General features: G+C 74.7%; 27 protein-coding genes. 25 read left to right on the top strand and 2 right to left on the bottom strand.

The window, feature by feature from the left end; all coding sequences use genetic code 11:
• The 15 genes from ftsY to LWC35_RS35600 form a co-directional block, all read left to right on the top strand.
• Window positions 1-955, top strand: a 955-nt coding sequence (gene ftsY, locus LWC35_RS35530) for a signal recognition particle-docking protein FtsY (RefSeq protein WP_232874896.1), incomplete at its 5' end; no start/stop codon positions are given.
• A 299-nt stretch (window positions 956-1,254) separates the two neighbouring features.
• Window positions 1,255-2,613 carry an ammonium transporter gene (locus LWC35_RS35535; protein WP_232874916.1) on the top strand — a complete coding sequence of 453 codons (1,359 nt, stop codon included), beginning with the start codon at window positions 1,255-1,257 and terminating at the stop codon, window positions 2,611-2,613.
• 3 nt (window positions 2,614-2,616) lie between these two features.
• On the top strand, window positions 2,617-2,955 hold the full coding sequence (locus LWC35_RS35540) for a P-II family nitrogen regulator (protein ID WP_232874897.1): 339 nt from the start codon (window positions 2,617-2,619) through the stop codon (window positions 2,953-2,955).
• Window positions 2,956-3,495: 540 nt separating this feature from the next.
• Entirely contained in the window at window positions 3,496-5,832 is a 2,337-nt protein-coding gene (locus LWC35_RS35545; protein ID WP_232874898.1) for a [protein-PII] uridylyltransferase, read from the top strand.
• A 92-nt stretch (window positions 5,833-5,924) separates the two neighbouring features.
• Window positions 5,925-7,202 (top strand): ammonium transporter, encoded by a 1,278-nt coding sequence (locus LWC35_RS35550; protein WP_269805358.1) that lies wholly within the window; start codon window positions 5,925-5,927, stop codon window positions 7,200-7,202.
• Entirely contained in the window at window positions 7,199-7,537 is a 339-nt protein-coding gene (locus LWC35_RS35555; protein WP_232874899.1) for a P-II family nitrogen regulator, read from the top strand. The genes LWC35_RS35550 and LWC35_RS35555 overlap by 4 nt, the downstream gene beginning before the upstream one ends.
• A gap of 277 nt (window positions 7,538-7,814) precedes the next feature.
• Window positions 7,815-8,441 (top strand): P-loop nucleotide/nucleoside kinase family protein, encoded by a 627-nt coding sequence (locus LWC35_RS35560; RefSeq protein WP_232874900.1) that lies wholly within the window; start codon window positions 7,815-7,817, stop codon window positions 8,439-8,441.
• A 228-nt stretch (window positions 8,442-8,669) separates the two neighbouring features.
• Window positions 8,670-10,208 carry a signal recognition particle protein gene (ffh, locus tag LWC35_RS35565; protein WP_232874901.1) on the top strand — a complete coding sequence of 513 codons (1,539 nt, stop codon included), beginning with the start codon at window positions 8,670-8,672 and terminating at the stop codon, window positions 10,206-10,208.
• Window positions 10,208-11,275 carry an amidohydrolase family protein gene (locus LWC35_RS35570; protein ID WP_443690215.1) on the top strand — a complete coding sequence of 356 codons (1,068 nt, stop codon included), beginning with the start codon at window positions 10,208-10,210 and terminating at the stop codon, window positions 11,273-11,275. The genes ffh and LWC35_RS35570 overlap by 1 nt, the downstream gene beginning before the upstream one ends.
• Before the next feature lie 60 nt (window positions 11,276-11,335).
• Window positions 11,336-12,190: a CPBP family intramembrane glutamic endopeptidase gene (locus tag LWC35_RS35575; RefSeq protein ID WP_308194740.1), complete on the top strand. Its 855-nt coding sequence runs from the start codon at window positions 11,336-11,338 to the stop codon at window positions 12,188-12,190.
• Between the two features lie 147 nt (window positions 12,191-12,337).
• Window positions 12,338-12,784, top strand: a complete 447-nt coding sequence (rpsP, locus tag LWC35_RS35580; protein WP_232874902.1) for a 30S ribosomal protein S16 — start codon at window positions 12,338-12,340, stop codon at window positions 12,782-12,784.
• Window positions 12,781-13,020, top strand: coding sequence for an RNA-binding protein (locus LWC35_RS35585; RefSeq protein ID WP_232874903.1), 240 nt, complete (start codon window positions 12,781-12,783; stop codon window positions 13,018-13,020). Before rpsP ends, LWC35_RS35585 begins: the two co-directional genes overlap by 4 nt.
• A complete protein-coding gene (rimM, locus tag LWC35_RS35590; RefSeq protein ID WP_232874904.1) occupies window positions 12,998-13,633 on the top strand; it encodes a ribosome maturation factor RimM in 636 nt (211 codons plus the stop codon). Before LWC35_RS35585 ends, rimM begins: the two co-directional genes overlap by 23 nt.
• 135 nt (window positions 13,634-13,768) lie before the next feature.
• Window positions 13,769-13,984, top strand: a complete 216-nt coding sequence (locus LWC35_RS35595) for a helix-turn-helix domain-containing protein (RefSeq protein ID WP_232874905.1) — start codon at window positions 13,769-13,771, stop codon at window positions 13,982-13,984.
• A 20-nt stretch (window positions 13,985-14,004) separates the two neighbouring features.
• Window positions 14,005-14,571 (top strand): Clp protease N-terminal domain-containing protein, encoded by a 567-nt coding sequence (locus LWC35_RS35600; protein WP_232874906.1) that lies wholly within the window; start codon window positions 14,005-14,007, stop codon window positions 14,569-14,571.
• Here the strand turns inward: LWC35_RS35600 and LWC35_RS35605 are convergent, their stop codons facing one another.
• Complete coding sequence (locus tag LWC35_RS35605; protein WP_232874907.1) at window positions 14,572-15,309, bottom strand: MgtC/SapB family protein; 738 nt, start codon at window positions 15,307-15,309, stop codon at window positions 14,572-14,574.
• Window positions 15,310-15,341: 32 nt separating this feature from the next.
• Between LWC35_RS35605 and trmD the strand changes: the two genes are divergently transcribed.
• From trmD to LWC35_RS35655, 10 genes are all read left to right on the top strand, one after another.
• A complete protein-coding gene (gene trmD, locus LWC35_RS35610) occupies window positions 15,342-16,106 on the top strand; it encodes a tRNA (guanosine(37)-N1)-methyltransferase TrmD (protein WP_232874908.1) in 765 nt (254 codons plus the stop codon).
• A gap of 164 nt (window positions 16,107-16,270) precedes the next feature.
• Window positions 16,271-16,630 carry a 50S ribosomal protein L19 gene (rplS, locus tag LWC35_RS35615; protein WP_232874909.1) on the top strand — a complete coding sequence of 120 codons (360 nt, stop codon included), beginning with the start codon at window positions 16,271-16,273 and terminating at the stop codon, window positions 16,628-16,630.
• A gap of 44 nt (window positions 16,631-16,674) precedes the next feature.
• Window positions 16,675-18,312: a signal peptidase I gene (gene lepB, locus LWC35_RS40675; RefSeq protein ID WP_308194741.1), complete on the top strand. Its 1,638-nt coding sequence runs from the start codon at window positions 16,675-16,677 to the stop codon at window positions 18,310-18,312.
• Between the two features lie 94 nt (window positions 18,313-18,406).
• Window positions 18,407-19,168 (top strand): ribonuclease HII, encoded by a 762-nt coding sequence (locus tag LWC35_RS35625; protein WP_232874910.1) that lies wholly within the window; start codon window positions 18,407-18,409, stop codon window positions 19,166-19,168.
• A complete protein-coding gene (locus tag LWC35_RS35630) occupies window positions 19,165-19,488 on the top strand; it encodes a DUF2469 domain-containing protein (protein WP_037046945.1) in 324 nt (107 codons plus the stop codon). The genes LWC35_RS35625 and LWC35_RS35630 overlap by 4 nt, the downstream gene beginning before the upstream one ends.
• A 127-nt stretch (window positions 19,489-19,615) precedes the next feature.
• Complete coding sequence (locus LWC35_RS35635; protein WP_232874911.1) at window positions 19,616-19,984, top strand: YraN family protein; 369 nt, start codon at window positions 19,616-19,618, stop codon at window positions 19,982-19,984.
• Entirely contained in the window at window positions 19,984-21,489 is a 1,506-nt protein-coding gene (locus LWC35_RS35640; protein ID WP_232874912.1) for a YifB family Mg chelatase-like AAA ATPase, read from the top strand. Before LWC35_RS35635 ends, LWC35_RS35640 begins: the two co-directional genes overlap by 1 nt.
• A complete protein-coding gene (gene dprA, locus LWC35_RS35645) occupies window positions 21,486-22,646 on the top strand; it encodes a DNA-processing protein DprA (protein ID WP_232874913.1) in 1,161 nt (386 codons plus the stop codon). Before LWC35_RS35640 ends, dprA begins: the two co-directional genes overlap by 4 nt.
• Window positions 22,647-22,878: 232 nt before the next feature.
• Entirely contained in the window at window positions 22,879-23,880 is a 1,002-nt protein-coding gene (locus LWC35_RS35650) for a tyrosine recombinase XerC (protein WP_372463163.1), read from the top strand.
• On the top strand, window positions 23,855-25,048 hold the full coding sequence (locus LWC35_RS35655) for a FliA/WhiG family RNA polymerase sigma factor (protein WP_232874914.1): 1,194 nt from the start codon (window positions 23,855-23,857) through the stop codon (window positions 25,046-25,048). The genes LWC35_RS35650 and LWC35_RS35655 overlap by 26 nt, the downstream gene beginning before the upstream one ends.
• A 34-nt stretch (window positions 25,049-25,082) precedes the next feature.
• Here LWC35_RS35655 and LWC35_RS35660 read toward each other — a convergent pair whose 3' ends face one another.
• The gene (locus LWC35_RS35660; RefSeq protein WP_232874915.1) at window positions 25,083-25,520 is read right to left on the bottom strand and encodes a M23 family metallopeptidase; all 438 of its coding nucleotides are present in this window, start codon (window positions 25,518-25,520) and stop codon (window positions 25,083-25,085) included.
• Window position 25,521: the final 1 nt, after the last annotated feature.

The following is a 25,521-nucleotide window of genomic DNA, read 5'->3' on the forward strand; positions in this document are numbered from 1 at the left end:
CTCCACGGCACCGCCCACTCCCACCGAGGAGATCGCCCCCGCGGAGGGCCGCCTCGAGCGGCTGCGCGGCAACCTCTCCCGGTCCCGCTCCGCGTTCGGCCAGAGCCTGCTCGGCCTGCTCGGCGGCGGCGAGCTCGACGAGGAGTCGTGGGAGGACGTGGAGGCCACCCTCCTGCAGGCCGACCTGGGCCCGGAGATGACCGCCGAGCTCGTCGAGACCCTGCGCGTCGAGCTGGCCCGGCGCGCCGTGCGCACGACGGACCAGGCCCGGCAGCTGCTCCGCGACGTCCTCACCGAGGCCCTCGAGACCGAGGCGAACCGCTCGATCCGTGCACTGCCGCACGACGGCCGCCCGGGGGTGCTGCTCGTCGTCGGCGTCAACGGCACGGGCAAGACGACCACCACCGGCAAGCTCGCGCGGGTGCTGGTCGCCGGCGGCCGGCACGTCGTCCTGGGCGCGGCGGACACCTTCCGCGCCGCCGCGGCCGAGCAACTGGCGACGTGGGGGGAGCGGGCCGGCGCCGCCGTCGTCCGCGGGCCGGAGGGCGCCGACCCGGCCGCCGTCGCGTTCGACGCGGTCAAGCGCGGCACCGCCGACGGTGCCGACGCCGTCATCCTCGACACGGCCGGCCGGCTGCACACCAAGACCGGCCTGATGGACGAGCTGGGCAAGGTCAAGCGCGTCGTCGAGCGGCAGGCCGAGGTCGACGAGGTGATCCTCGTGCTCGACGCCACGACCGGCCAGAACGGGCTGATCCAGGCCCGCGTGTTCGGCGAGGTCGTCAAGGTCACCGGCATCGCGCTGACCAAGCTCGACGGCACCGCGAAGGGCGGCATCGTCTTCCGCGTGCAGCGCGAGCTCGGCGTGCCGGTGAAGCTCGTGGGCCTCGGCGAGGGCCCGGACGACCTGGCCCCGTTCGAGCCGAAGGCCTTCGTCGACGCCCTCCTGGGGTGACGTCCCGCATCCGGCGGGCCGCCCGACCTGCGCCGGGGATGATCACGATCGGTGATGTCCCCGGCGCGGAGGACCCGCATCGGTTCCGGCTGCCGTCACGCTGTGCGCACGGCCCGCAACGGCGAGGATCAGAAACCTGGATGTAACCCGCCCGGGGCCCGGGTTCATCCCCCGGAAACACGGCGCGATCTTCCCGGAAACATCCCGCTCCGATTATTCCGGCACCTGCCGCACCGAGGGTGCGGACACGAACGGGAGGGAGATCCGTGGACGCGTTCAACAGCGGCGATACCGCGTGGATGCTCGCCAGTACCGCGCTGGTGCTGTTCATGACGCCTGGGCTCGCGCTCTTCTACGGCGGCATGGTCCGTAGCAAGAGCGTCCTCAACATGATGATGATGAGCCTGTCCTCGATGGGCCTCATCGGCGTCCTGTGGGTGCTCTACGGCTACTCGATGGCGTTCGGCAACGACGTCGGTGGCGGCCTGCTCGGCAGCCCGACCGAGGCCTGGGGCCTCAAGGGCCTGTTCGTGGGGTCGTACTCCTCGAGCGTGGCCGACTCCTCCTACGTGCTGTCCGGTTCGATCCCGGCGCTGGCGTTCGTCGGCTTCCAGGCCACGTTCGCGATCATCACCGTCGCCCTGATCTCGGGTGCGGTGGCCGACCGCATGAAGTTCGGTGCCTGGCTGCTCTTCGCCGGGATCTGGGCCACCGTCGTCTACTTCCCGGTCGCGCACTGGGTCTTCGCGTTCGACTCCAGCGACGGCTCGGTCCTCGGTGGCTGGATCGCCAACTCCCTCAAGGCGATCGACTTCGCCGGTGGCACCGCGGTCCACATCAACGCCGGTATCGCGGCCCTGGCGCTCGCGATCGTCGTCGGCAAGCGCCGCGGCTGGCCTCGCGAGCCCATGCGCCCGCACAACCTGACGCTGGTCATGCTCGGCGCCGGCATCCTGTGGTTCGGCTGGTTCGGCTTCAACGCCGGTTCGGCCCTCGGCGCCAACGGCACCGCCGCGTTCGCGATGGTCAACACGATCGTCGCCACCTGCGCCGCGATGCTCGCCTGGCTGCTCGTCGAGCGGATCCGCGACGGCAAGGCCACCAGCCTCGGTGCCGCCTCCGGTGTCGTCGCCGGTCTGGTCGCGATCACCCCGGCCTGCGCCTCGGTCTCGCCACTGGGCGCGATCGCCCTGGGCGCCATCACGTCGGCCCTGTGCGCCCTGGCCGTCGGCCTGAAGTTCCGCTTCGGCTACGACGACTCGCTCGACGTCGTGGGCGTCCACCTCGTCGGTGGTCTGGCCGGCACCATCCTGATCGGCTTCTTCGCCGACCCGGGTTCCCCGGCGGGCGTCGCGGGCCTGTTCTACGGCGGCGGGGTCGACCAGCTGTGGCGCCAGATCGTCGGCGCCCTCGCGGTCCTGCTCTACTCGGGCATCCTGACCTTCGTCATCGCGCTGATCGTCAAGGCGATCTTCGGCGGGAAGATCCGCGTCAGCCCGGAGGACGAGGCGACCGGCATCGACGAGACCGAGCACGCCGAGACCGCCTACGACTTCTCCAGCCACCGCGGGCTGGCCGGGGTCGTCGCGGGCACCCCGCGCCCGGACGCCGCCACCCCGCAGGCCGCCGCGCACGTCGCCGTAGGCAAGGAGAGCTGAGCCGTGAAGCTGATCACCGCCATCGTCAAGCCGTTCGTGCTGGAGGACGTCAAGGCCGCCCTCGAGCAGATCGGGGTCCTCGGGATGACCGTCTCCGAGGTCCAGGGCTACGGCCGGCAGAAGGGCCACACCGAGGTCTACCGGGGTGCGGAGTACTCCGTGGACTTCGTGCCGAAGGTCCGGGTGGAGGTCGTCGCGGACGACGCCCTCGCGGACAAGGTGGTCGACGCGGTCGTCGAGGCCGCGCGCACCGGCAAGATCGGCGACGGCAAGGTCTGGGTCGCCCCGGTCGACACCGTCATCCGGGTCCGCACCGGCGAGCGCGGGACCGACGCGGTCTGACGGACCGCCCGGCGGCACTCGCCCGATCGGCCGGGGCCCGTCGTGCCACAGGCACGGCGGGCCTCCGGCGTCTCGCGAGGAAGTCGGATTCCTCCCGTTCCGTCCCCTTCGTGGGGCCGGGCGGGTGCCGCCGGTCGCACCGACCCACCACCGATCGGAGAACTGCGGGGATGCTCGTGACGGCGATCGTCAGATCGTTCGCACCCGACGACCCGGTCGTCGGCAGGACCGTCGACGCCGTGGTGCAGGCGTGCCGTGCCGGGAGGGCCGGTGGCGGGAAGGTGGGGGTCGTACCGCTCGGGACGGTGGTGCGGGTCCGGACCGGGGACCGGGGTCCGGAAGGGCTGTGAGGTTCGTGGCGGTGGCACCGGGGTCGGGGACGCCCCTGCCGGGGTGGAACGGAGCCGGCCGCGGGCCGGCAGTGACGAGGGCGAGTCGGTGACGGCAGTGGGATCGAGTCCGGGATCGGGTCCGGGATCAGGAACGGGGCCGCAGGGACCGGCGTCGGGTTCGGCGGAGGACCTCGTCCGCGCGAAGGCCGTGCTGCTCGACCGCCAGAACGGGCGGCGGCGGCTCGCCCCGGACGCGCTGCGGACGGCGCTGGTCGACCTGCACGACTTCTGGCTGTCGTCGCGCTGCGCGGCGATCGGGATCACGGACCGCGCGGCGCTGGTCGCCGTCGGGGCGCTGGGGCGCCGCGAGCTGGCCCCGTACTCGGACCTGGACCTCGTGCTGCTCCACGACGGCCGCAAGGACGTCGAGCGGCTCGCCGAGCAGCTCTGGTACCCGCTCTGGGACGCGGGCATCGGGCTGGACCACTCGGTCCGCACCCCGGGCCAGGCGGTCCAGGTGGCGGCGACCGACCTGCGGGCCGCCTACGGGCTCCTCGAGCTGCGGCACATCGCGGGCGACCCGGCGCTGTCGGAGAAGGTCAAGCAGGCGGTCCGCCAGGCGTGGCGGGCCGGCATGCGCACCCGCTTCGACGAGGTCGCGGACTCCGCCCGGGAGCGGTGGGCCAAGGTCGGCGACGTCGCGCACCGCATCGAGCCCGACCTCAAGTCCGGGCACGGCGGGCTGCGCGACGTCCAGCTCCTCGACCACCTCGCCGCCGCCCAGCTGGTCGACCGGCCCTCCGGCGAGGTCACCGAGGCCCGGATGCTGCTGCTCGACGTGCGCACCGAGCTGCACCGGATCGCCGGCCGCGCACGGGACGTGCTGCGCGCCCAGGACGCCGACGAGATCGCCGCGAGCCTCGAGCTCGGCGACCGCTTCGACCTGGCCCGGGCGATCTCCGGAGCCGCGCGGGCCGTGGCCTTCTCCGCCGAGGTCGGGCTGCGGGCCGCCCGGGCCGCGCTGCCGCGCCGCGGGCTCGCCGCGCTGCGCCGTGCGCCGATCCGCCGGCCGCTCGACTCCGGCGTCGTCGAGCACGCCGGCGAGGTCACCCTCGCCCGCGACGCCACCGCCCACCGCGATCCCGCGCTCGTGCTGCGGGTCGCCGCCACGGCCGCACGCACCGGGCTGCCGATCGCGGCCGGCACCCTGCACCGGCTGGCCGAGACCGCGCCCGAGCTGCGCGAACCGTGGCCGCGGGCCGCCCTCGGCGAGCTGCTCTCGCTGCTCGGCACGGGCGAGGGCATGATCGACGTGATCGAGGCGCTGGACCGGACCGGGCTGTGGGGCCGGCTGTTCCCCGAGTGGGGCGCGGTACGCGACCTGCCGCCGCGGGACCGGGCACACATGTGGACCGTCGACCGGCACCTCGTGGAGGCCTGCGCGCAGGCCGCCAAGCTCACCACCCGCGTCTCGCGGCCGGACCTGCTGCTGGTCGGGGCCCTGTTGCACGACATCGGCAAGGGCCGCGGCGGCGACCACTCCGAGGTGGGGGAGTCCCTGGCGCTGCAGATCGGGCGGCGGCTCGGCTTCGGGGAGCACGACGTCGGGACGCTCGGCGCGATGGTCCGCCACCACCTGCTCCTGCCGCACACCGCGACCCGGCGCGACCTCGACGACACGGCCACGCTCGAGCGGATCGTCGAGACGCTCGGCGGGAACCCGCTCCTGCTCGACCTGCTCGACGCCCTGGCGGAGGCCGACTCGCTGGCCACCGGGCCCGGGGTGTGGAGCCCGTGGAAGCGGGTGCTCATCCGGGACCTCAGCGGCCGGGCCCGCGCGATGATGATCGGCGAGCCGCCGCCGGAGCCGGTCCGGATCACCGACACCGCCGAGCAGGCCGCGGCCGAGGTGGTCGCCGGCGTCGAGAAGGAGGGGCGGCCGCAGCTGCGGCTGATCTCCGATCACGACCTCGCCACCGTCGTGATCGGCACGCCGAACCGCCCGGGGGCGCTCTCGGCGGCGGCGGGGGTGCTGGCCCTGCACTCGCTCGAGGTGCACGCGGCCTCGGTCACGACCGACGGAGAGGCCGCGGTGTCGAGCTTCGCCGTGTCGCCGCGCTTCGGGGGGCTGCCCGACCCGGCCGTCGTGCGGCACGACCTCGGCCGGGTCCTCGACGGCACCCTCGGCCTCGCCGACGCGCTGGCCCGCAAGGAGCGCGACTACGCCCCGACCACGGAGGCGGTCGAGCGGACGGCCCCACCCCGCGTGCTGTGGTTCGACGACGAGGCGACCGGCGCCGTCGTCGTCGAGCTGCGGGGGCAGGACCGGATCGGGCTGCTGCACCGCGTCGCCGCCGCGCTCGAGGAGTCGGGGCTCGACATCCGCTGGGCCCGCGTCGCGACCCTCGGGGCGTCGGTCGTCGACTCGTTCGGGGTGGCCGGCCCCGGGCCCGCCGGGCAGGTGCCCCGGACCGACCGGCGGCGCATCGAGCAGGCGGTCCTCGCCGCGGCGGGAAAGGTCCGCGCAACCTCCGTGAAACGCTGAGCTCGCGCCGTTTCATGCGGCCGTAACATCCCGAAACATTCGGGAAACACGGTGTGCAGATCATGCTCCCGGCCGACGGGCGAGGGAGCGTGATGGACACCGGGAACACGGCGTACGTGCTGGGCTGCGCGGCGCTGGTCATGCTGATGACGCCGGGTCTGGCGTTCTTCTACGGCGGCATGGTCCGCGCCACCAGCGTGCTCAACATGATGATGATGTCGTTGGTCAGCCTGGGCGTGATCGGGCTGGTCTGGGTGCTCCTCGGGTTCTCGCTGGTGTTCGGCGACTCGCACGCCGGGCTGGTCGGCGGGTTCGAGTTCGCGGGGCTGCGCCAGGTCGACACCGTGGTCGGCGGGGTGCCCGTGCAGGCCTTCGCGATGTTCCAGCTGATGTTCGCCGTGATCACCGGGGCGCTGCTGTCCGGCGCCATCGCCGACCGGGCCCGGTTCTGGCCGTGGACGCTCTTCGTGGCCGGCTGGACCCTCGTCGTCTACGTGCCGCTCGCGCACTGGATCTTCGCGTTCGACGGCGCGGTCTCCGCGAAGGGCGGCTGGCTCGCCAACACCCTGCACGCCCTGGACTTCGCCGGCGGGACCGCCGTCGAGGTGAACTCGGGGGCCTCGGCGCTGGCCCTCGCGCTGGTGCTGGGGAGGCGGCGGGGCTGGCCGCACGAGCCGATGCGCCCGCACAACCTGCCGTTCGTGCTGCTGGGGGCGGGCCTGCTGTGGTTCGGCTGGTTCGGGTTCAACGCCGGGTCCGCCCTCGCCGCCGGCGCGGTGGCGAGCAACGCCTTCGTCACGACCATGACCGCGGCCGCCGCCGCGGTCGTCGCCTGGCTGGCTCTCGAGCACCGGCTCGACGGCCGGCCCACCAGCCTCGGCGGCGCGTCCGCCGCCGTGGCGGGACTGGTGGGCATTACGCCGGCCTGCGGCTACGTCGACACCTTCGGCGCACTGCTGATCGGGGTCGCGGCCGGGCTGGTCTGCCAGCTGGCGATCCGGCTCAAGTACCGGCTGGGCTACGACGACTCGCTCGACGTCGTCGCCATCCACGGGGTAGGCGGCATGGTCGGGCTCTTCCTGACCGGGCTCGTCGCCACCGACGCCGTGAACCCCGCCGGGCGGGACGGGCTGTTCTACGGCGGCGGGTTCGGCCTGCTCGGCGCCCAGGTGGTCGCGATCCTGGTCGCGGCCGGATGGGCCTTCGCCGGCAGCGCGGCGCTCGCCTGGCTGGTGCGGCGCACGGTCGGGTTCCGGGTGCCGGAGCACGTCGAGGCCGCCGGGATCGACGAGGCCGAGCACGCCGAGAGCGCCTACGAGTACTCGCCGCTGCGCACCCGCGGCTCGGGACCGGAGAGGAACTGGACATGAAGCTGGTGACGGGGATCGTCAAGCCGTTCGCGCTCGGCGACGTCAAGGAGGCGCTCGAGCAGCTCGGCGTGCTGGGCATGACGGTCACCGAGGTGCAGGGCTTCGGGCGGCAGAAGGGCCACACCGAGGTCTACCGGGGCGCGGAGTACACCGTCGACTTCGTGCCGAAGATCCGGGTCGAGGTGGTGGTGGACGACGCGCTCGCCGAACGGGTCGTCGACGCCCTGGTCGGCGCCGCCCGCACCGGCAAGATCGGCGACGGCAAGGTGTGGGTCACCCCGGTCGAGACGATCGTCCGGGTCCGCACCGGCGAGCGGGGCGCCGACGCCCTGTGATCCCACCCCGCCCCTTCCCCGCGAGTCGCGAGGTCTGGCACCGCGAGTCGGGAGTTCCGGCACCGCGAGTCGGGAGTTCCGGCACCGCGAGTCGGGAGTTCCGGCACCGCGAGTCGCGAGCTCTGGCACCGCGAGTCGGGAGGTCTGGCATCGCGAGTCGGCAGTTTCGGGTGGCCGAATGTGCGATTCGAGGAGGGTTGGGAGCCGGTTTGCCGTGGCGGCGCTGTGCGGAACCGGGTGGGCGGAACGAACGGGCGGAACCGGACGTTGGGTGCCCATGAGCCTCGCGACCGTGCCCGGCGACACCCCGCCCCGCCCGCTGCCCCTCCCGCTGGGGCCGGGGCTCGCCGCCGGAGGCGCTGCGGCGCCGGTGCGGCTGTCGGTGCCGGGCCGCGCGCTGGTGCTGGTCGCAGGCGTGCCCGGGGCCGGCAAGAGCACGCTGCTACGTCGCATGCCGCAGCGACCCGGGCTGCGGGTGTTCGACTCCGAGACCCAGCGTGACCTGCTGACGCGCGTCCTGCCGGGGGTGCCGTATCCCCGGATCCGGGCGCTGGTGCACTTCCTGCACCGGGTCGCCGCGGTGCTGGCAGCGACGGGCTCCGCCCGCGTCGTCGTCGTGCACCTGCCGGCGACGTCCACGCGGCTCCGGCGCCTGGTCCGTGGCCTGGCCCGGCTCACCGGCCGCGCGGCGTACCTCGTCTGGATCGATGCGGCGCCCGAGGAGGCGTTGCGTGGGCAGGCCGACCGCGGCCGGGTGATCCAGAGCAGGTCCTTCGCGCGGCACGTGCGCCGGGCCGACGGCGTCGCCGCGGCGATCCGGGCGGGCACCCTGGGGGAGCCGTGGGCACGCACGATCTCGCTCGACCGGCCGACCGCCGCCCGCGGGCTCGCCGTGGCCCCCTGAATCGCACCCCCGTTCGCCCGGGACTCGCGACTCGCGCTCCCGGAACTGCCGACTCGCGGGTCTCGAACTGCCGACTCGCGGGTCTCGATCTGCCGACTCGCGGGAGTGCACAGCGCGACCTGCGGGAGTACACAGCGCGAGCCGCGGGAGTGCGCAGCGCCTCGCCCCGGCGGACGGGCCGGAGCAGGGGTCTGCGTTCACCACCGGGGGCCACGTAGACTCGCTGGGGTGTTCGACACCCTGAGCGACCGCCTCTCCGGAGCGCTGCGCGACCTGCGCGGCAAGGGCCGGTTGTCCGACGCCGACATCGACGCCACGGCGCGCGAGATCCGCATCGCGCTGCTCGAGGCCGACGTCGCGCTGCCGGTCGTGCGGTCCTTCATCGCCCGGATCAAGGAGCGGGCGAAGGGTGCCGAGGTCTCGCAGGCGCTGAACCCGGCGCAGCAGGTCGTCAAGATCGTCAACGAGGAGCTCATCGGGATCCTCGGCGGCGAGACCCGGCGCATCGCGCTGGCCAAGGAGCCGCCGAGCGTCGTCATGCTCGCCGGTCTGCAGGGTTCCGGTAAGACGACCCTCGCCGGCAAGCTGGCCCGCCACCTCAAGGACCAGGGCCACACCCCGCTGCTGGTCGCCTGTGACCTCCAGCGGCCCAACGCCGTGAACCAGCTCCAGATCGTCGGCGAGCGCGCCGGGGTCCCGACCTTCGCCCCCGAGCCGGGCAACGGCGTCGGCGACCCGGTCGACGTCGCGCGCCGTGGGGTGGCCTTCGCCCGCGAGAAGCAGTACGACATCGTCATCGTCGACACCGCGGGCCGTCTCGGTGTCGACGCCGAGCTGATGCAGCAGGCCAGCGACATCAGGGCCGCGGTGCAGCCGGACGAGACCCTGTTCGTGGTCGACGCCATGATCGGTCAGGACGCGGTCGCCACGGCCGAGGCGTTCCGTGACGGAGTCGGCTTCTCGGGTGTCGTGCTTACCAAGCTCGACGGCGACGCCCGCGGTGGTGCCGCGCTGTCGGTCCGCGAGGTCACCGGCCAGCCGATCCTCTTCGCGTCGAACGGCGAGAAGCTCGAGGACTTCGACGTCTTCCACCCGGACCGGATGGCCAGCCGGATCCTGGGCATGGGCGACCTGCTCACCCTCATCGAGCAGGCCGAGCGGGTCTTCGACGAGGAGCAGTCGCAGAAGGCCGCGCAGAAGATCTCCACGGGCGAGCTCACCCTGGAGGACTTCCTCGAGCAGATGCTCGCCATCCGCAAGATGGGCCCCATCGGGAACATCCTCAACATGCTCCCCGGCGCCAACTCGGCGCAGATGAAGGAGGCCCTGGCCCAGGTCGACGACCGCCAGCTGGACAAGCTGCAGGCGATCATCCGCGGTATGACGCCGGCCGAGCGCGCCGACCCGAAGATCATCAACGGCTCGCGGCGGCTGCGCATCGCGAACGGCTCGGGCGTCACCGTCTCGGACGTGAACGACCTGGTCAACCGCTTCTTCGAGGCCCGCAAGCAGATGAAGATGATGGCGGGCCAGTTCGGCTTCGGCGGCGGCCGCTCGGCCACCCGCAAGCAGGCGAAGAACAAGCGCAAGGCCAAGCAGGCCAAGAAGAACAGCCGGCCGAACCGCCAGCCCGCCGGGGCGAACCCGTTCGGCGCCGACCTCTCGCAGCTGCCGCCGAGCCTGCAGCAGATGCCGCCCGGTCTCGACCAGCTCCCGCCCGGCTTCGACCCGTCGAAGCTGAACTTCGGGAACAAGAAGGGCAAGTAGTGCTGCACCTGCGCGGCACCGTCCTGCCGGGCGGTGGTACGGACCTGTACGTCGACGACGCCGGCCGGGTCAGCGCGGAGCCCCTGGCCGGTGCCGAGACGATCGACGCGCCGTTCATCCTCCCCGGGCTGGTCGACGCCCACTGCCACGTCGGCATCGCGACCGGCGGTGCGCCCGCGGACCTGGCGGAGTGCGAGGAGCAGGCGATCACCGAGCGCGGGGCGGGTGCGCTGCTGCTGCGCGACTGCGGCTCGCCCACGGACACCACCCCGCTGCGCGGCCGCGAGGACCTCCCGGAGATCATCCGCGCCGCGCGGCACCTCGCCAGGCCCAAGCGGTACATCCCGGGCCTGTCGATCGACCTCGACGACCCGGCCCTGCTGCCCGAGGTCGTCGCCGAGCAGGCCGCCGCGGGCGACGGCTGGGTGAAGCTCGTCGGGGACTGGATCGACCGGGCGAGCGGCACCGACGCCGATCTCGCGCCGCTCTGGTCCGACGACGTGCTGAAGGCCGCCGTCGCCGCCGCGCACGCCGCCGGTGCCCGGGTCACCGCCCACGTCTTCGGCACGGAGGCCCTGCAGGGGCTGATCGGCGCGGGGATCGACTGCATCGAGCACGGCACCGGCCTCACGGACGAGCTCATCACCGAGATGGCCGCGCGCGGGACCGCGCTGGTACCGACCCTGATCAACGTCGACACCTTCCCCGGGATCGCCGACAAGGCCGGCAAGTACCCCGCCTACGCCGCGCACATGCGCGAGCTGCACCGCACCGCCCGGGACACGATCGGCCGGGCGATCGACGCCGGCGTCCCCGTCTTCGCCGGGACCGACGCGGGGGGCGGGATCCGGCACGGCCGGATCGCCGACGAGGTCGAGGCGCTCCGACAGGCCGGTCACCCCGACCCCGTGGGCGCCGCCTCCTGGACCGCCCGCAGCTGGCTGGGACGCCCGGGACTCGAGCCGGGCGCACCGGCGGACCTGGTCGTGTACCGGGAGGACCCGCGGCGGAACCCGGCGGTCCTGCGCGACCCGGCGCTGGTCCTGCTCCGCGGCCGACGGTACTGACCCGGCATCCGCACCCTGGCGGGGCGGCCGGGTGCGGCCCCGGCGGGTAGCGTCGTGATCGTGGGCCAGCCCGACTCGACCCCGGACCCGCCGTCCGCGCCGCCGCCGACCGGCCCGTTCCCGTCCGCACCGCCACAAGAGCCGCCGCAGGACCCGCCGCCGTACCCGCCCTCGCCCGCCGCGGCGACCGCCGCGGACCCGCCGGCCGCCGCGGACCCGCCCCCGCACCGCTGGGGGATCGGGGCGTACGTCCTGGTCGAGGTCCTGTTCCTCGGCTCGTCGTTCGTCATCGCCGCGCTGCTGGCCGATCCCGGGGGGCCGTCGGTCGCGGCGGTGATCCTCGGCCTGTCCGTGCCGACCCTGCTGGCGGCCGGGACGGCCCTGGTCGTCACCCGGGTGCGCGGCAACGGGCCGCGCATCGACCTGGGACTGCGCTGGAGCGCCCGCGACGTCGCCGCCGGCCTGCTGTGGGGCCTGGGCGGCCTCGTCGTGAGCGTTCCCGCCTCGCTGCTCTACGTGGCGATCGTCGGGCCGGACAACGCGACCACGGCCGTCGGCCAGGCGTTCGACGGCATCCGCGTCGGCTGGCCGGTCGCGTTCGGCGTGTTCGTACTGGTCGCGTTCGTGGCACCGGTGTGCGAGGAGATCGTCTACCGCGGCCTGCTCTGGGGCGCGGTCACCAAGCACGGGGCGAACCGGTGGGTGGCCTTCGCCGTCACCACGCTCCTGTTCGCGATGGCCCACTTCGAGCTGACCCGTACGCCGTTGCTGCTGGTCGTGGCGCTGCCGATCGGCCTGGCCCGGGTCTTCACCGGGCGGCTGCCGGCGAGCATCGTGGCGCACCAGGTCAACAACCTGCTGCCCGCGCTGGGACTGGCCCTCGCGCTGACCGGTGGGGTGCCCGCGTCGTTGTAGGCGTCTGGCAGAATAGTGCGTCAGGTCCGTGGCCGGCCCTCTACCGATGCCGCGGCCGGGAACAGTCGAGTGAGCGAGCCGTACCCCCACGCGGTCCTGCGCTGACTCACGAGCAGCACACACGATCCGCGAGGAGCACCGAGAAGCGTGGCCGTCAAGATCAAGCTGATGCGTCTGGGCAAGATCCGTCAGCCGTACTACCGCGTCGTCGTCGCCGACTCGCGCTCCCGCCGCAGCGGGCGCGCCATCGAGACGATCGGCAAGTACCACCCGAAGAACGAGCCGAGCCTGATCGAGATCGACTCGGAGCGCGCGCAGTACTGGCTGGGTGTCGGCGCGCTGCCGACCGAGCCGGTGCAGCACCTGCTCGAGATCACCGGTGATTGGCAGAAGTTCAAGGGCCTGCCGGGCGCCGAGGGCACCCTTAAGCCGCAGCCGGAGAAGGTGGACAAGCTGGCGCGCTTCAACGCCGCGCTCGCCGCCGCCGGCGAGGAGCCCACCACCGAGGCCACCACGCCGAAGAAGAAGGCCGCCAAGGCCGAGAAGGCCGACGAGGCCCCCAAGGCCGACGAGGCTGAGTCGACCGAGTCGTGAGCGTGCTGGCGGACGCCCTGGAGCACCTGGTCCGGGGCATCGTCGACCACCCGGAGGAGGTCCGGGTGGACCTCGTCACGAACCGCCGGGGGCGCACGCTCGAGGTCCGGGTGCATCCCGAGGACCTGGGCAAGGTCATCGGGCGCGGTGGGCGTACCGCCACCGCGCTGCGCACCGTGATGGGGGGCATCGGCGGACGGGGTGTGCGGGTCGATGTCGTCGACACCGACCGGTAGGACGCCTGCGGGGGTCCGGCGGCGGGCGTCTGCGGGCATCCGTAGACCGGCCGCGCCGGCCCCTCGGGCCACGGCCGGTCCCGGGGGCGGGGACGTCCTCGTCGGGATCGTCGCGAAGGTCCACGGCCTGCGCGGCGAGCTGGCCGTCGAGGTGCGCACGGACTCGCCCGAGGAGCGCTTCGCCACGGGCTCCGTGCTGCGGGCCCGGCGGCGGGACGCCCCGGACGCGACGGTGACGGTGGAGAGCAGCCGGCCCCACTCGGGGCGGCTGCTCGTCCGCTTCCGCGAGGCGCCGGACCGCACGACGGCGGAGGAGCTGCGCGGCGCGCAGCTGCTGGTGCCGACCGCGGAGCTGGCCCCGCCGGAGGACCCGGAGGAGTTCCACGTCCACCAGCTCGAGGGCCTGCGCGCCGAGCTGCCCGACGGCACCGTGATCGGGACCGTCCGCGAGGTCGTCCTCGGTCCGGGCGGCGACCTGCTGGCCGTCGCCCGCGAGGGCCGGCCCGACGCGCTGGTCCCGTTCGTCGCCGAGATCGTCCCGACGATCGACCTCGAGGGCGGGCGCGTGGTCGTCGAGCCGCCCGAGGGTCTGCTGGACCTGGACACCCCCTGACCTGCTCCTGAGCTGTCCCCGAGCTGTCCCTGATCTGCCCCGAGAGAGGCCCCGTCGCACCGCGGCGGGGCCTCTCTCGTGCCGTCGGCGTCAACCAAGGTTGACGGCGTGGTGTCGTCAACGTAGGTTGACGACATGACAGATGCGACGGCGGTGGCCGCGGCGGCGTCCAGCAAGGACCCGCACGTCGGCCTGGCGGCGGTGGCGGCGCTCCGGGCGCTGCAGGAGTCGCTCGAGGAGCTGCAGGTGGGCAACGCGCGGTCCCAGGGCTGGTCCTGGGCGCAGATCGCGGGGGTGCTGCAGGTGAGCAAGCAGGCGGTGCACAAGAAGTACCGGCGGCTCGGGTACTAGGACGCTGGAGGGGAACGGCGATGTTCGAACGGTTCACGCAGGCGGCCCGGCGCGCGGTGGTGCTGGCCCAGGAGGACGCGCGCGAGCGCAGGCAGGCGCAGATCCGCACCGAGAACCTGCTCCTCGGCCTCTACGACGCACCGGCGACGCCGGAGTCGACGGCCGCGGCGCTGCTGCGCCGGGCGGGTGTGGAGCGGGCCGACCTGGCCGTGGAGATCACGCGGCTCCCCCGGGGGGAGGGGACGCTCGACGCCGAGAAGCTGGCCCTGCTGGGCATCGACCTCGACGCGGTGCGCCGGCAGGCGGAGGAGACGTTCGGGCCGGGCGCGCTCGACCGGACGCGGGCCGGCAAGCAGCGGCGGATGTTCGGGCACATCCCGTTCGACGACGCCTCGAAGAAGGCGCTCGAGCTGTCGCTGCGCGAGGCGTTGCGGCTGAAGCACAAGGAGATCGGCAGCGAGCACGTGCTCCTCGGGCTGCTCCACGCCGAGGGCGGCGCGCGGGACCTGCTCGCGGCCCGCGGCGTCACGCTCGACGGCATGCGCACTGCGGTCGAGGAGCTCGGCCGCGGCGAGGCCAGCGGCTGATCACTCCTCCTCGTCGAAGGTGTCCTCGTGGCCGGTGCGGGCGGAGCGGACGCCCTCGACCTCGGCGATCTCGGTGGCCAGTGCGGCGAGGTCGCCCCGGCCCGCGAGCTGCAGGGTGACGGCGGCGACCCGGTCGCCGTCGTCGCCCACCGTCTCCCGCGCGATCGCGAGGTCCTGCACGGACCAGCCCTGCTGCGTGCACCGCTGCAGGACCGTGCGGAGGATGCCGTGGCCGTCGGCGTAGCGGAGCTGCAGCACCGGGGGGTCGCGGCGATGCCGCTGGGTCGCCCGCGCCAGGGGCAGCAGGCCGCGGGTGACCACGAAGTGCCCTGCCGTGGCGGCCACGGCCAGCACCGGCAGGCCGGCGCCGCAGGCCATGCCGATGCCGGCGGCGAGCCAGACGGTGGCCGCCGTCGTCAGGCCGCGGACCACGTCCTGCCGGACGAAGATCAGCCCGCCGCCGATGAACCCGATGCCGGACACGATCTGGGCGCCGATCCGGGACGGGTCGAGGGCGACGTGCGAGGTGTCCAGCATGTCGGCGAACCCGTACTTCGACACCAGCATGAACACCGCCGCGCCGACCCCGACCAGGGTGTGCGTGCGCAGCCCCGCGCTCTTCGCGCCGGCCTCGCGCTCCAGCCCGATCACCGTGGTGAGGACCAGTGCGAGCAGCACCGGCAGGAGCAGCGACCACTGCCCCCCGGAGGACCACAGCGAGGACAGACCGGTGGGCACCTCGCCACCTCCCCTTTGGCAGGATCCGCCCGGTGCGGATCGACGTCCTGACCATCTTCCCGGGCTACCTTGCCCCGCTGCGCGAGGCGCTGCTGGGTAGGGCGGTCGAGAAGGGCCTGATCGACGTCCGGGTGCACGACCTGCGGCACTGGACGCACGACGTCCACCAGGCGGTCGACGACGCCCCCTACGGCGGCGGGCCGGGCATGGTGATGAAGCCGCAGGTGTGGGGCGAGGCGCTCGACGAGGTGCTGGGCGGCGAGCCCGGCGCCGGCCCCGCACGGCTCGTGGTGCCGACCCCCGCGGGGCGGCCGTTCACGCAGGCCACCGCCCGGGCCTGGGCGGGGGAGGAGCGGCTGGTGTTCGCCTGCGGCCGCTACGAGGGCATCGACCAGCGCGTGGTCGACCACTACGCGGCGCGGATGCCCGTGGACGAGGTCAGCATCGGCGACTACGTGCTGGTCGGCGGCGAGGTGGCGGTCCTGGTGATGGTCGAGGCCGTCGCCCGGCTGCTGCCCGGCGTGCTGGGCAACCCGCGCTCCGCCGCCGAGGACTCCTTCTCCGACGGCCTGCTCGAGGGGCCCGCGTACACCCGACCCGAGGTGTGGCGGGACCTGCCGGTCCCGGCCGTGCTGCGCAGCGGCAACCACGCCGCCGTCGACCGGTGGCGGCGCGACCGCGCCCTCGAGCGGACGGCCGAACGGCGCCCGGACCTGCTGGCCGCGCTGCCCGAGGGGGCCCTGGACGCGGCCGACCGCGCGGTGCTCGATACCCTGGACGCAGCGGAGCGGGGCTGACCGGCCCCACCGGTGTCACCCGCCCGGAACCCGTCTGGCACTATGGACGGGTTGCCATGGGCCGACGCACGTGTGTCGGCGCCTCCCATCGGGGACTGGTGCCCCTGCCCGAGCCCTGGCACGCACGCTTGCACGACGAACATTGGACGAGGACGGACCCCGCGATGAACACCCTGGACGACCTGGACGCACAGATCCTGCGCTCCGACATCCCCAGCTTCCGGCCGGGTGACACGCTCAAGGTGCACGTGAAGGTCATCGAGGGCAACCGCTCCCGGGTCCAGGTGTTCCAGGGCGTCGTCATCCGTCGTCAGGGCGCCGGCGCCCGCGAGACCTTCACGGTCCGCAAGGTGTCGTTCGGCGTGGGCGTCGAGCGCACCTTCCCGGTGCACACCCCGAACATCGAGAAGATCGAGGTCGCCACGCGCGGTGACGTGCGTCGCGCCAAGCTCTACTACCTCCGTGACCTGCGCGGCAAGGCCGCCAAGATCAAGGAGAAGCGCGAGACCTCGACCGCGTCCTGAGCCCGTCACCCCTTCGAGACGCGGCCCTGACGTAGCCTCATCACGTGGCGTCACCCGAGCTCCCCGACGACCGCCGCGCCCCGTCGCGGCGGTACGGGCCCACGGATCCGTCCGACCCCCGGTCGGCCGGAGGCGCCCCGGTCGGTGAGGTGCCCGTGCGACACGTGCCCGGCACCGGGCCCGCCGGCGCCCCGTTCCCGGGGCCGCAGGGCGGGTTCGACGGGCGCGGGCCCGGCGGGAACGGGGAACCGAACGGGCACGGCCCCGCGGGCGCCGGTTTCGGTGCTCCGGGGCAGGCCAACGGGCACGGACCTGGGTCCCCGAACGGGTACGGCACACAGCACGTTCCGCAGAACGGGCACGCGCCGCGCGTCGCGCAGGCGCCCCCGAACGGGCCGGGCCCGCAGTTCCCGGGTGCGGCGCCGCACGGCGGCCCGCCGAACGGCCGGTCGGGGCCGCCCCCGAACGGCGCGAACGGGGAGCGGTCCTTCCGCACCGCCGGTCCGCCGCCCGGGGCCCTGCCGCCGCCCGCGCACAGCAGCCCCGGCTTCCGGCCCGTCGGCGCCCCGCTCACCGGCACCGGTGCGGACCCCCGGCGTGGCTCGCCCCGCCGGCCCCTCGGCGACGACCGCCCGACGGACGTCGTCGGCCTGCCCCCCGTCCCCGCCGAGACGGACGCCGAGGTCACCGAGGAGACCGGCCCGGTCGAGGGCGCGGTCGAGCCGCAGCGCCGGGTCGACCCCTCCGCCGCCGAGTCCGACGGCGTCCCCGGCCGACACCGCCGCCGCGCGGGCGCCACGTCCGGCAGCCATCCCGCGTCGGACTACGTGCCCAAGCGCGGGCCCGGCGGCAAGAAGCCCCGCTCGGGGCGGCGCCGGCGCAACACCTTCTGGAAGGAGCTCCCGCTCCTCGTCGGTGTGGCGCTCGTCCTCACCATCCTCATCCAGGCCTTCCTGGCCAAGGTGTACGTGATCCCGTCGGGCTCCATGGAGACCACGCTGCACGGCTGCACCGGCTGCAACAACGACCGGGTGCTCGTCGACAAGGTCACCTACCGGTTCGGCGACCCGCAGCCCGGCGACGTCGTGGTGTTCCGCGGGCCGGACTCGTGGGTCAACACCGAGTTCACCGTCGACGAGCCGACGAGCACGTTCGGCGAGGTCGTCCAGCAGTTCCTGTCGCTGATCGGGCTCGCGCCGCCGGACGAGAAGGACTTCGTCAAGCGCGTGATCGCCGTCGGCGGGCAGACCGTGTCCTGCTGCGACTCCCGCAACCGGGTCATGGTCGACAACCAGCCGCTCGACGAGCCCTACATCTACTACCTGCCCGAGGCCGGGCCGGCGCGGCAGATCCCGTTCGGCCCGATCACCGTGCCGCAGGGTGAGCTGTGGGTGATGGGCGACAGCCGCAACAACTCGTCGGACTCCCGCATCGACGGTCACGGGCCCATCCCGGTCGCGAACGTCATCGGCAAGGCCCGGATGAAGGTGCTGCCGGTCAGCCGGTTCGGCTTCATCGACAGCACGAACCCGCAGCAGCCGCAGGCGGCCGCCCTCGGGGCGGCCGAGGACGGTGCCCCGCTCGCCCTGGGCGTGCTCGGCGTGGTGCCCTTCTGGCTGCTCCGCAGGCGATCCCTGCTCGCGGCCGAGGAGGAGTTCCTGCCCCGCCGACGTCGCACCTGAGGTGGCTGCACCCGTTCAGCGGCCCGGCCGCCGCCCCCGGAGGAAACGTCCCGCCGAGCTCCTGCCCCCGGAGTGGAGGCCCGGCCGGGCGACCGTGCGCGCGTCGGCCGGCACATGGACCCTGCAGAGCACGCTGCAGCGACACGGCCTCGGCCCCGTCGCGGGCGTCGACGAGGCCGGCCGCGGGGCCTGCGCCGGGCCGCTGGTGGTCGCGGCCTGCGTGCTGCGTCCCGGCGACGCGAAGCGGCTCGAGGGCCTGACCGACTCCAAGCTGCTCACCCACGCGGTGCGCGAGGAGTTCTACTACCGGATCCTGCGCCGCGCGGCGGACTTCTCGGTGATCGTGATCCCGCCCGCCGAGGTGGACCGCCGCGGGGTGCACGTGGCGAACATCGAGGGGATGCGCCGCGCCGTCGCGGCGCTCACCACCCCGCCCGGCTACGTGCTCACGGACGGCTTCCCGGTGCGCGGGTTCGGCCGGCCGACCCTCGCCGTGCCCAAGGGCGACCTGACGGCGGCCTGCGTGGCCGCGGCGTCGGTGCTGGCCAAGGTGACCAGGGACCGGCTGATGGTCGCGCTCGACGAGCGCCACCCGCAGTACGGTTTCGCCGAGCACAAGGGCTACTGCACACCGGTGCACGACGCCGCGCTGACCGAGCACGGGCCGTGTCCCGACCATCGGTTCTCCTTCGTGAACGTGGCGTCGGTGGCCCGCGTCGGCGACCGTGTGGCGTTGGTCCAGAATGGGGCGGCCGGCGAGGAGACCGGGGCCGTCGAGGACCCGGAGTACGCCGCGGACGGCGAGGTCGTCCTCGTCACGGACGAGGACAGGGTCGCAAGGGGAGTGGAGTCGTGAGCGCCGAGGATCTCGAGAAGTACGAGACCGAGATGGAGCTCACGCTCTACAAGGAGTACCGCGACATCGTCTCCCAGTTCTCGTACGTGGTGGAGACGGAGCGGCGCTTCTACCTGGCCAACTCCGTCGACGTCGCGCCGCGCAACGCCGACGGCGAGGTCTACTTCGAGGTCCGGATGTCCGACGCCTGGGTCTGGGACATGTACCGGCCCGCGCGGTTCGTGAAGAACGTCCGGGTGGTCACGTTCAAGGACGTCAACATCGAGGAGCTCGACAAGCCGGACCTGCGGCTGCCCGAGGGCGACCAGTTCGGCCACTAGCACCTCGCCCCGACGGTTCCGGTCCCTCGGCGGGCCGGACCCGGCGGTTGTCCACCGGCCGCGGCTCCTGTGGAGCACTTTCCGCGTTCCGCCCCACGCGTCGGCCCGGCCGGAGATCGTGTCCGGCATGGCAGCCAAGGACGAGCTCGGTCGCCGCGGCGAGGACGTCGCGGTCGAGTACCTCGAACGCAAGGGCCTCGTCGTGCTGTCCCGGAACTGGCGGTGCCGGGAGGGCGAGATCGACGTGGTGGCCACCCAGCGGGAGCGGGACGGCACCCGCCTCGTGGTGTGCGAGATCAAGACCCGCTCGGGCACGAGGTACGGCGAGCCCGCCGAGGCCGTCACCGGGCTGAAGGCCCAGCGCATCCGGCGGGTGACCAAGGCCTGGCTGGCCGCGCACCACGTGGCGTGGTGCGAGATCCGGTTCGACGTCGTCGCGGTGCTGATGCGCCCCGGCCGCCCGGTCACCCTCGCGCACTACGAGGGGGCGTTCTGATGGCGCTCGCCCGGGGCTGGTCCGTGGCGCTGTACGGCGTCGAGGGCGTGCCCGTCGAGATCGAGGCGCTCGTGGGCGGCGGCATCCCCGGCGTCCAGATCGTGGGGCTGGCCGACACCGCGCTGCAGGAGTCGGTGCACCGGATGCGGTCGGCCGTGGTGAACTCGGGCCGCGAGTGGCCGGCCGTGCGGATCCTCCTGGCGCTCTCCCCGGCGACGCTGCGCAAGACGGGGTCGCGCTTCGACCTGGCCCTGGCGTGTTCCGTCCTGGCCGGCGCGGGGGTGGTCGACCCCGATCGGCTCGCGGGCACCGTACTGCTGGGCGAGTTGGCCCTCGACGGCCGCGTGCGGCCGGTGCGCGGGGTGCTGCCGAGCGTCCTCGCGGCGCGAGCGGCCGGGCTGCGGCGGATCGTGGTGCCGGTGGCCGCGCTCGAGGAGGCCGGGCTGGTCGACGACGTGGAGATCTTCGGAGCCACCACGCTGGACCAGGTCGTCGGCTGGTTCGCCGGCGAGCGCGAGCTGGACCGGCCGACGGGGCCGCCACCCGAGGCACCCGCCGCGGTGCCCGACCTGGCGGACGTCGTGGGCCAGCCGGATGCGCGGCGTGCCCTCGAGGTCGCCGCCGCCGGTGGACACCACCTGCTGCTGGTGGGCCCGCCGGGCACCGGAAAGACGATGCTGGCGCGGCGGATCGTCGGGCTGCTGCCCGAGCTCAGCCGCGACGAGGCGCTGCAGCTGGCCTCGGTCCGCTCGGTGCTCGGCGAGGCGGGCGGCGACCCGTTGAGCCGGGTCGCGCCGTTCGTCGCGCCGCACCACTCGTCGTCGATGGCGGCGCTGCTCGGTGGCGGGGCCGGGCTGGCCCGCCCCGGCGCGGTGTCGCTGGCGCACCGAGGGGTCCTGTTCCTCGACGAGTGCGCCGAGTTCCAACCCCACGTGCTCGACGCGCTGCGCACCCCGTTGGAGGAGGGCGAGATCCGGCTGGCCCGGGCCGAGGGCAGCGTCCGGTACCCCGCCCGGTTCCAGCTGGTCCTCGCGGCCAACCCCTGCCCGTGCGCCCCCGCGCGGGACCGGGACTGCATCTGCACCTCGATCGCGCGGCGGCGCTACCTCGGGCGGCTGTCCGGCCCGCTGCTGGACCGCGTCGACCTGCGGGCCCACATGCTCCCGGTCACCGCGATCGGCGACGCAGGCGCCGCGGAGGAGGACACCGCGACCGTCCGTGCCAGGGTGCTCGCCGCCCGGGCGGCCGCAGCCGAGCGCTGGTCGGCGCACGGGTGGCGGACCAACGCCGAGGTCCCCGGGCCCGCCCTGCGGCGGACGTTCGGGCTGCCCCGGTCCGTCGTCCGGCCGTTGGAGGAGCGGATGCGGTCGGGCGAGCTGTCGGCGCGAGGAGCGGACCGGGCGTTGCGGGTCGCCTGGACGCTCGCGGATCTCGCGGGCGCCGCGTCGCCCGACCGGGAGGCCGTCGACAACGCGCTGTACTACCGCGAGCGGGGTGCGGCGTGACCGCGGCGGCCTCCCGCCCTGCCGTGGTCGCCGAGGAGATCCTGCGGGCGCGGGCGTACCTGCTGCGGGTCGTCGAGCCGCCGGCGCCCGAGACGAGGAGGTGGGTCGAGCTGGTCGGCCCGGTCGCCGCGGCCGATGCCGTCCGGCGCGGCGACGTCCCCCAGGGCGTGGCCGACGAGACCTCGGCGCGCCGCGGGGCGGACCGGGTCGACGTCGATCTCGAGGCGGCGGCCGCCTGCGGTGCGCGGTTGCTCGTCCCCGAGGACCCGGAATGGCCGCACTGGCCGTTCGCGTGCTTCGCCCTGACCGGCAGGGCGGAGCTGGCGCCGCCGCTGGCGTTGTGGGTGCGGGGCACGGGCTCGCCGGCCGACCTCACGGACCGCGCGGTCGCCCTGGTGGGTGCCCGTGCGGCCAGCGGGTACGGCACGCACACCGCGGCCGAGTTCGGTGCCGGGCTCGCCGAGGCCGGGCAGACGGTCGTGTCGGGGGCGGCGATCGGGATCGACGGCGCCGCGCACCGCGGTGCCCTGGCCGGCGGCGGGCCGACGATCGCGGTGCTGGCGTGCGGGCTCGACCGGGCCTATCCCGCCTCGCACGCCGGGCTGCTCGACCGCATCGCTCGGCAAGGCCTGGTGGTTTCGGAGTACCCGCCGGGTGCGGTCCCGGCGCGGCACCGGTTCCTGGTCCGGAACCGGCTGATCGCGGCGCTGTCGGCGGGCACGGTGGTGGTCGAGGCGGCGCTGCGGAGCGGGGCGCAACGCACGGCGTCCGATGCCCGCGAGCTCGGCACGGTCCTCATGGCCGTCCCGGGGCCGGTGACCTCGGCGACGTCCGCCGGCTGCCACGAGCTGATCCGGCAGGGCGCGCTGCTGGTCACCCGGGCCGAGGAGATCACCGAGGCGACCGGGCGGCTGGGCGTGGAGCTGGCCCGGGAGCCGGAGCGGCCGCAGCGCCCCACGGACGCCCTCGACGAGGCCCAGGCCCGGGTGCACGACGCGCTGCCGCCGCGCGCCGCCCGCGACATCGCCTGGCTGGCCGTGGAGGCGGGCCTGGACCAGGACACCGTCCGCTCCGCGCTGATCGAGCTCGAACGCGGCGGCCTCGCCGAGTTCCACGAGGGCCGGTGGCAGCGGCGGACGCGGCGTGGTTCGCGGTAGCCCCGGCGTCGGCCGGCGCCGTGCCCGATCCGCGTGCGCGGACTACCGGCGTGGTTCCCGCGCCGCGCCGGCAACGCCGGTGCTCGGCGTCGGGAGCGCCGGTGGACGGGGAGGCACCCGGCGGCCGGCGGGCGCCCGGTGCGAGTGCGCAGGGGGGTGGTCCGTGCCCCGCCCGCCGGTGGGACCGGCGTGGGTCGTTGACCCGGGCCCGCCCGCCGCGCACCGTCGGAGGGTGGCCCAGCCCGGATCCGAGACCCCGTCGGAGAAGCAGCCAGAGCCCGAGCCCGGCGCGGCGACCCGAGGAGGCCGGGCCGGCGCCGCTCCGCCCGACCGTGTCCTCGCCCCCGAGGTCGAGGCGGCGGTGGAGCGCTTCGTCCGACACCTCGAACTGGAGCGGGGCCGGTCCGCCCACACCGTGCGGGCCTACCGCTCGGACCTCACCGGGATGCTCGGCGGCCTGCCGTCCCTGGCGGCGCTCGACCTCGCGCACCTGCGCCGGCGGCTGGGCGAGGCGCACGCGGCCGGGACGAGCCGGGCCACGCTCGCCCGGCGGGCCGCCGCGGTCCGAACCTTCACGGCGTGGGCGGCGCGGGCCGGGCTGCTCGCCGGCGACCCCGGAGCCCGGCTGAGCTCCCCGCGCTCGCGCGGGGAGCTGCCCGAGGTGCTGCGGGCGGACCAGGCCGCGGCGGTCCTCGACGCGGCGACCTCCGGGGCGGCCGAGGAGCACCCCGAGGCCCTGCGCGACCTCGCGCTGCTCGAGGTGCTGTACGCGACGGGCATCCGGGTCGGCGAGGCGTGCGGGCTCGACGTCGACGACGTCGACGACGAGCGCCGAACCCTGCGCGTGCTGGGTAAGGGCGCCAAGGAACGGACCGTGGTGTTCGGAGTGCCGGCCGCGCACGCGCTGCGGCGCTGGCGCGCCCTCGGCCGACCGACGCTCGCCCGCTCGGACTCGCCCCCCGCACTGTTCCTGGGTGTTCGTGGCGGGCGGCTCGACCCCCGCGTGGCCCGCACGCTCGTGCACCGCGCGATGGCGGCCCTGCCCGACGCGCCGGACATCGGACCGCACGGCTTCCGGCACGCCGCCGCGACCCACCTGCTCGACGGCGGCGCAGACCTTCGTTACGTACAGGAGTTGCTCGGTCACGCTACGCTGTCGACCACTCAGCTCTACACGCACGTGACCGTCGACCGTCTGAAGGTGGTCCATGACCAGGCTCATCCCCGGGCATGACGCTCCGGACGCCGAGTCTGCGCAGGTCACGCGGCAGGTCGGTGGCCCGGCGGGAGCGCTGGCCGGGGTCCTGACCACCGCGGACGCGCCCGCGGTCGCCGAACGCAGGGTGTCACTGCGGGCGGTCCCGGCCGAGTCCGGTGTGTCACCGGACGTGGCGAGCGGGGCGGAGCCCAATCTCGGCGGGCCACACCGCGCCGCCGAGCACGTCGCCCTCGTGGCCCCCCTCCGACCCGACACGCCCGGGTCGTCCTCCGTTCCCTCGATCGGGCACCCCGGGTCGACGAACGGCACGTCCGGCCGGGAGATGCCGTTCGTCGACGGGGGCGCCGCACCGACCGCTGCACCGATGCCGACCCGCCTCGCCCCGACGGGGGGCGCCGAGGAGGCGGCGGAGCCTCCCGCACCGGAGGCCGCGAGGATCGCCTCGGACATCACCTCGACGTTGTGGGCCGACTACCTCGCGAGCCGGGCCCCGGCCGCCCGGGACCGACTCGTGATCCACTACCGCGCGCTGGTCCGCGGGGTCGCGGGCCGGATGGCGGGTGGCCTGCCGACCCACGTCGACGCCGCCGACCTGGTCCAGGTCGGGATGTTCGGGCTGATCGACGCCGTCGAGCGGTTCGAGCCCGAGCGCGAGGTGCGGTTCGAGAGCTTCGCTGCGCAGCGCATCCGCGGCGCCATGCTCGACGAGCTCCGCGCCCAGGACTGGGTGCCGCGCACCGCCCGCGCCCGGCGCCGGGAGGCCGAGCGGGCGCGGGAGCGGCTGGAGACGCGGCTCGGCCGCACGGTCGACGACCGGGAGGTCGCGGAGGAGCTTGGCGTCGGGCTCCGGGACCTGCGCGGGATGCTCCAGCACCGGCAGCTCGTCAGCGTGGAGGCGCTCGAGTCCGGCGGCGAGGGCCAGGCCCCTGTCGCGGAGCTGGTCGCGGACGAGTCGGCGCCCGACCCGCTCGAGGTGGTGGAGCAGGGCGAGACCGTCCGGGAGCTCGCTCTCGCCGTGGGCGCGTTGGGGGAGCGGGACCGCGAGGTCGTGCGCCTGTACTACCTGGAGAACCGGACCCTCGCCGAGATCGGCCGCCTGCTCGGGGTGACCGAGTCCCGGGTCTGCCAGCTGCACTCCCGCCTCGTCACGAGACTGCGCACCCGGCTGACCGAACCGGCATGACGCCGCCGACCCGCCCGGGCTCGAGGCGGCCGGCTCACCCCGGCCACGGCTCGGGCAGCGGCAGCAGCCGGACGTGGCGCGGCCGCAACAGCACCAGCGGGTCCATGTACTCCGAGGTCGAGCGCACGCCGCGTCGCACACCCCAGTGCAGGCAGGCCTCGCCGGGACACCCGGCGTGCCCGGCCTCGAGGACGCCGATCGGGTCCCCGCGCGCCACCCGGACCCCGACGGCAACGGTGCGGGTGACCGGCTCGTAGGTCGTCCGCAGCCCGTCCGCGTGCTCCACCGACACCACTCCGCGGCCCGCGACGGGCCCGGCGAACACCACGACCCCGTCGCGCGCGGCGAGCACCGCCTGCCCGGCCCTCCCGACCAGATCGGCGCCACGGTGCCCGCGGCCGTAGCGGAAGGGCGGCTGGTCGAACCCCCGCGCGACCGCGGGGACCGGCGCGAGCGGCCACCCGTACTCCACC

Source organism: Pseudonocardia kujensis (assembly GCF_021283305.1).
Lineage (GTDB): Bacteria > Actinomycetota > Actinomycetes > Mycobacteriales > Pseudonocardiaceae > Pseudonocardia > Pseudonocardia kujensis.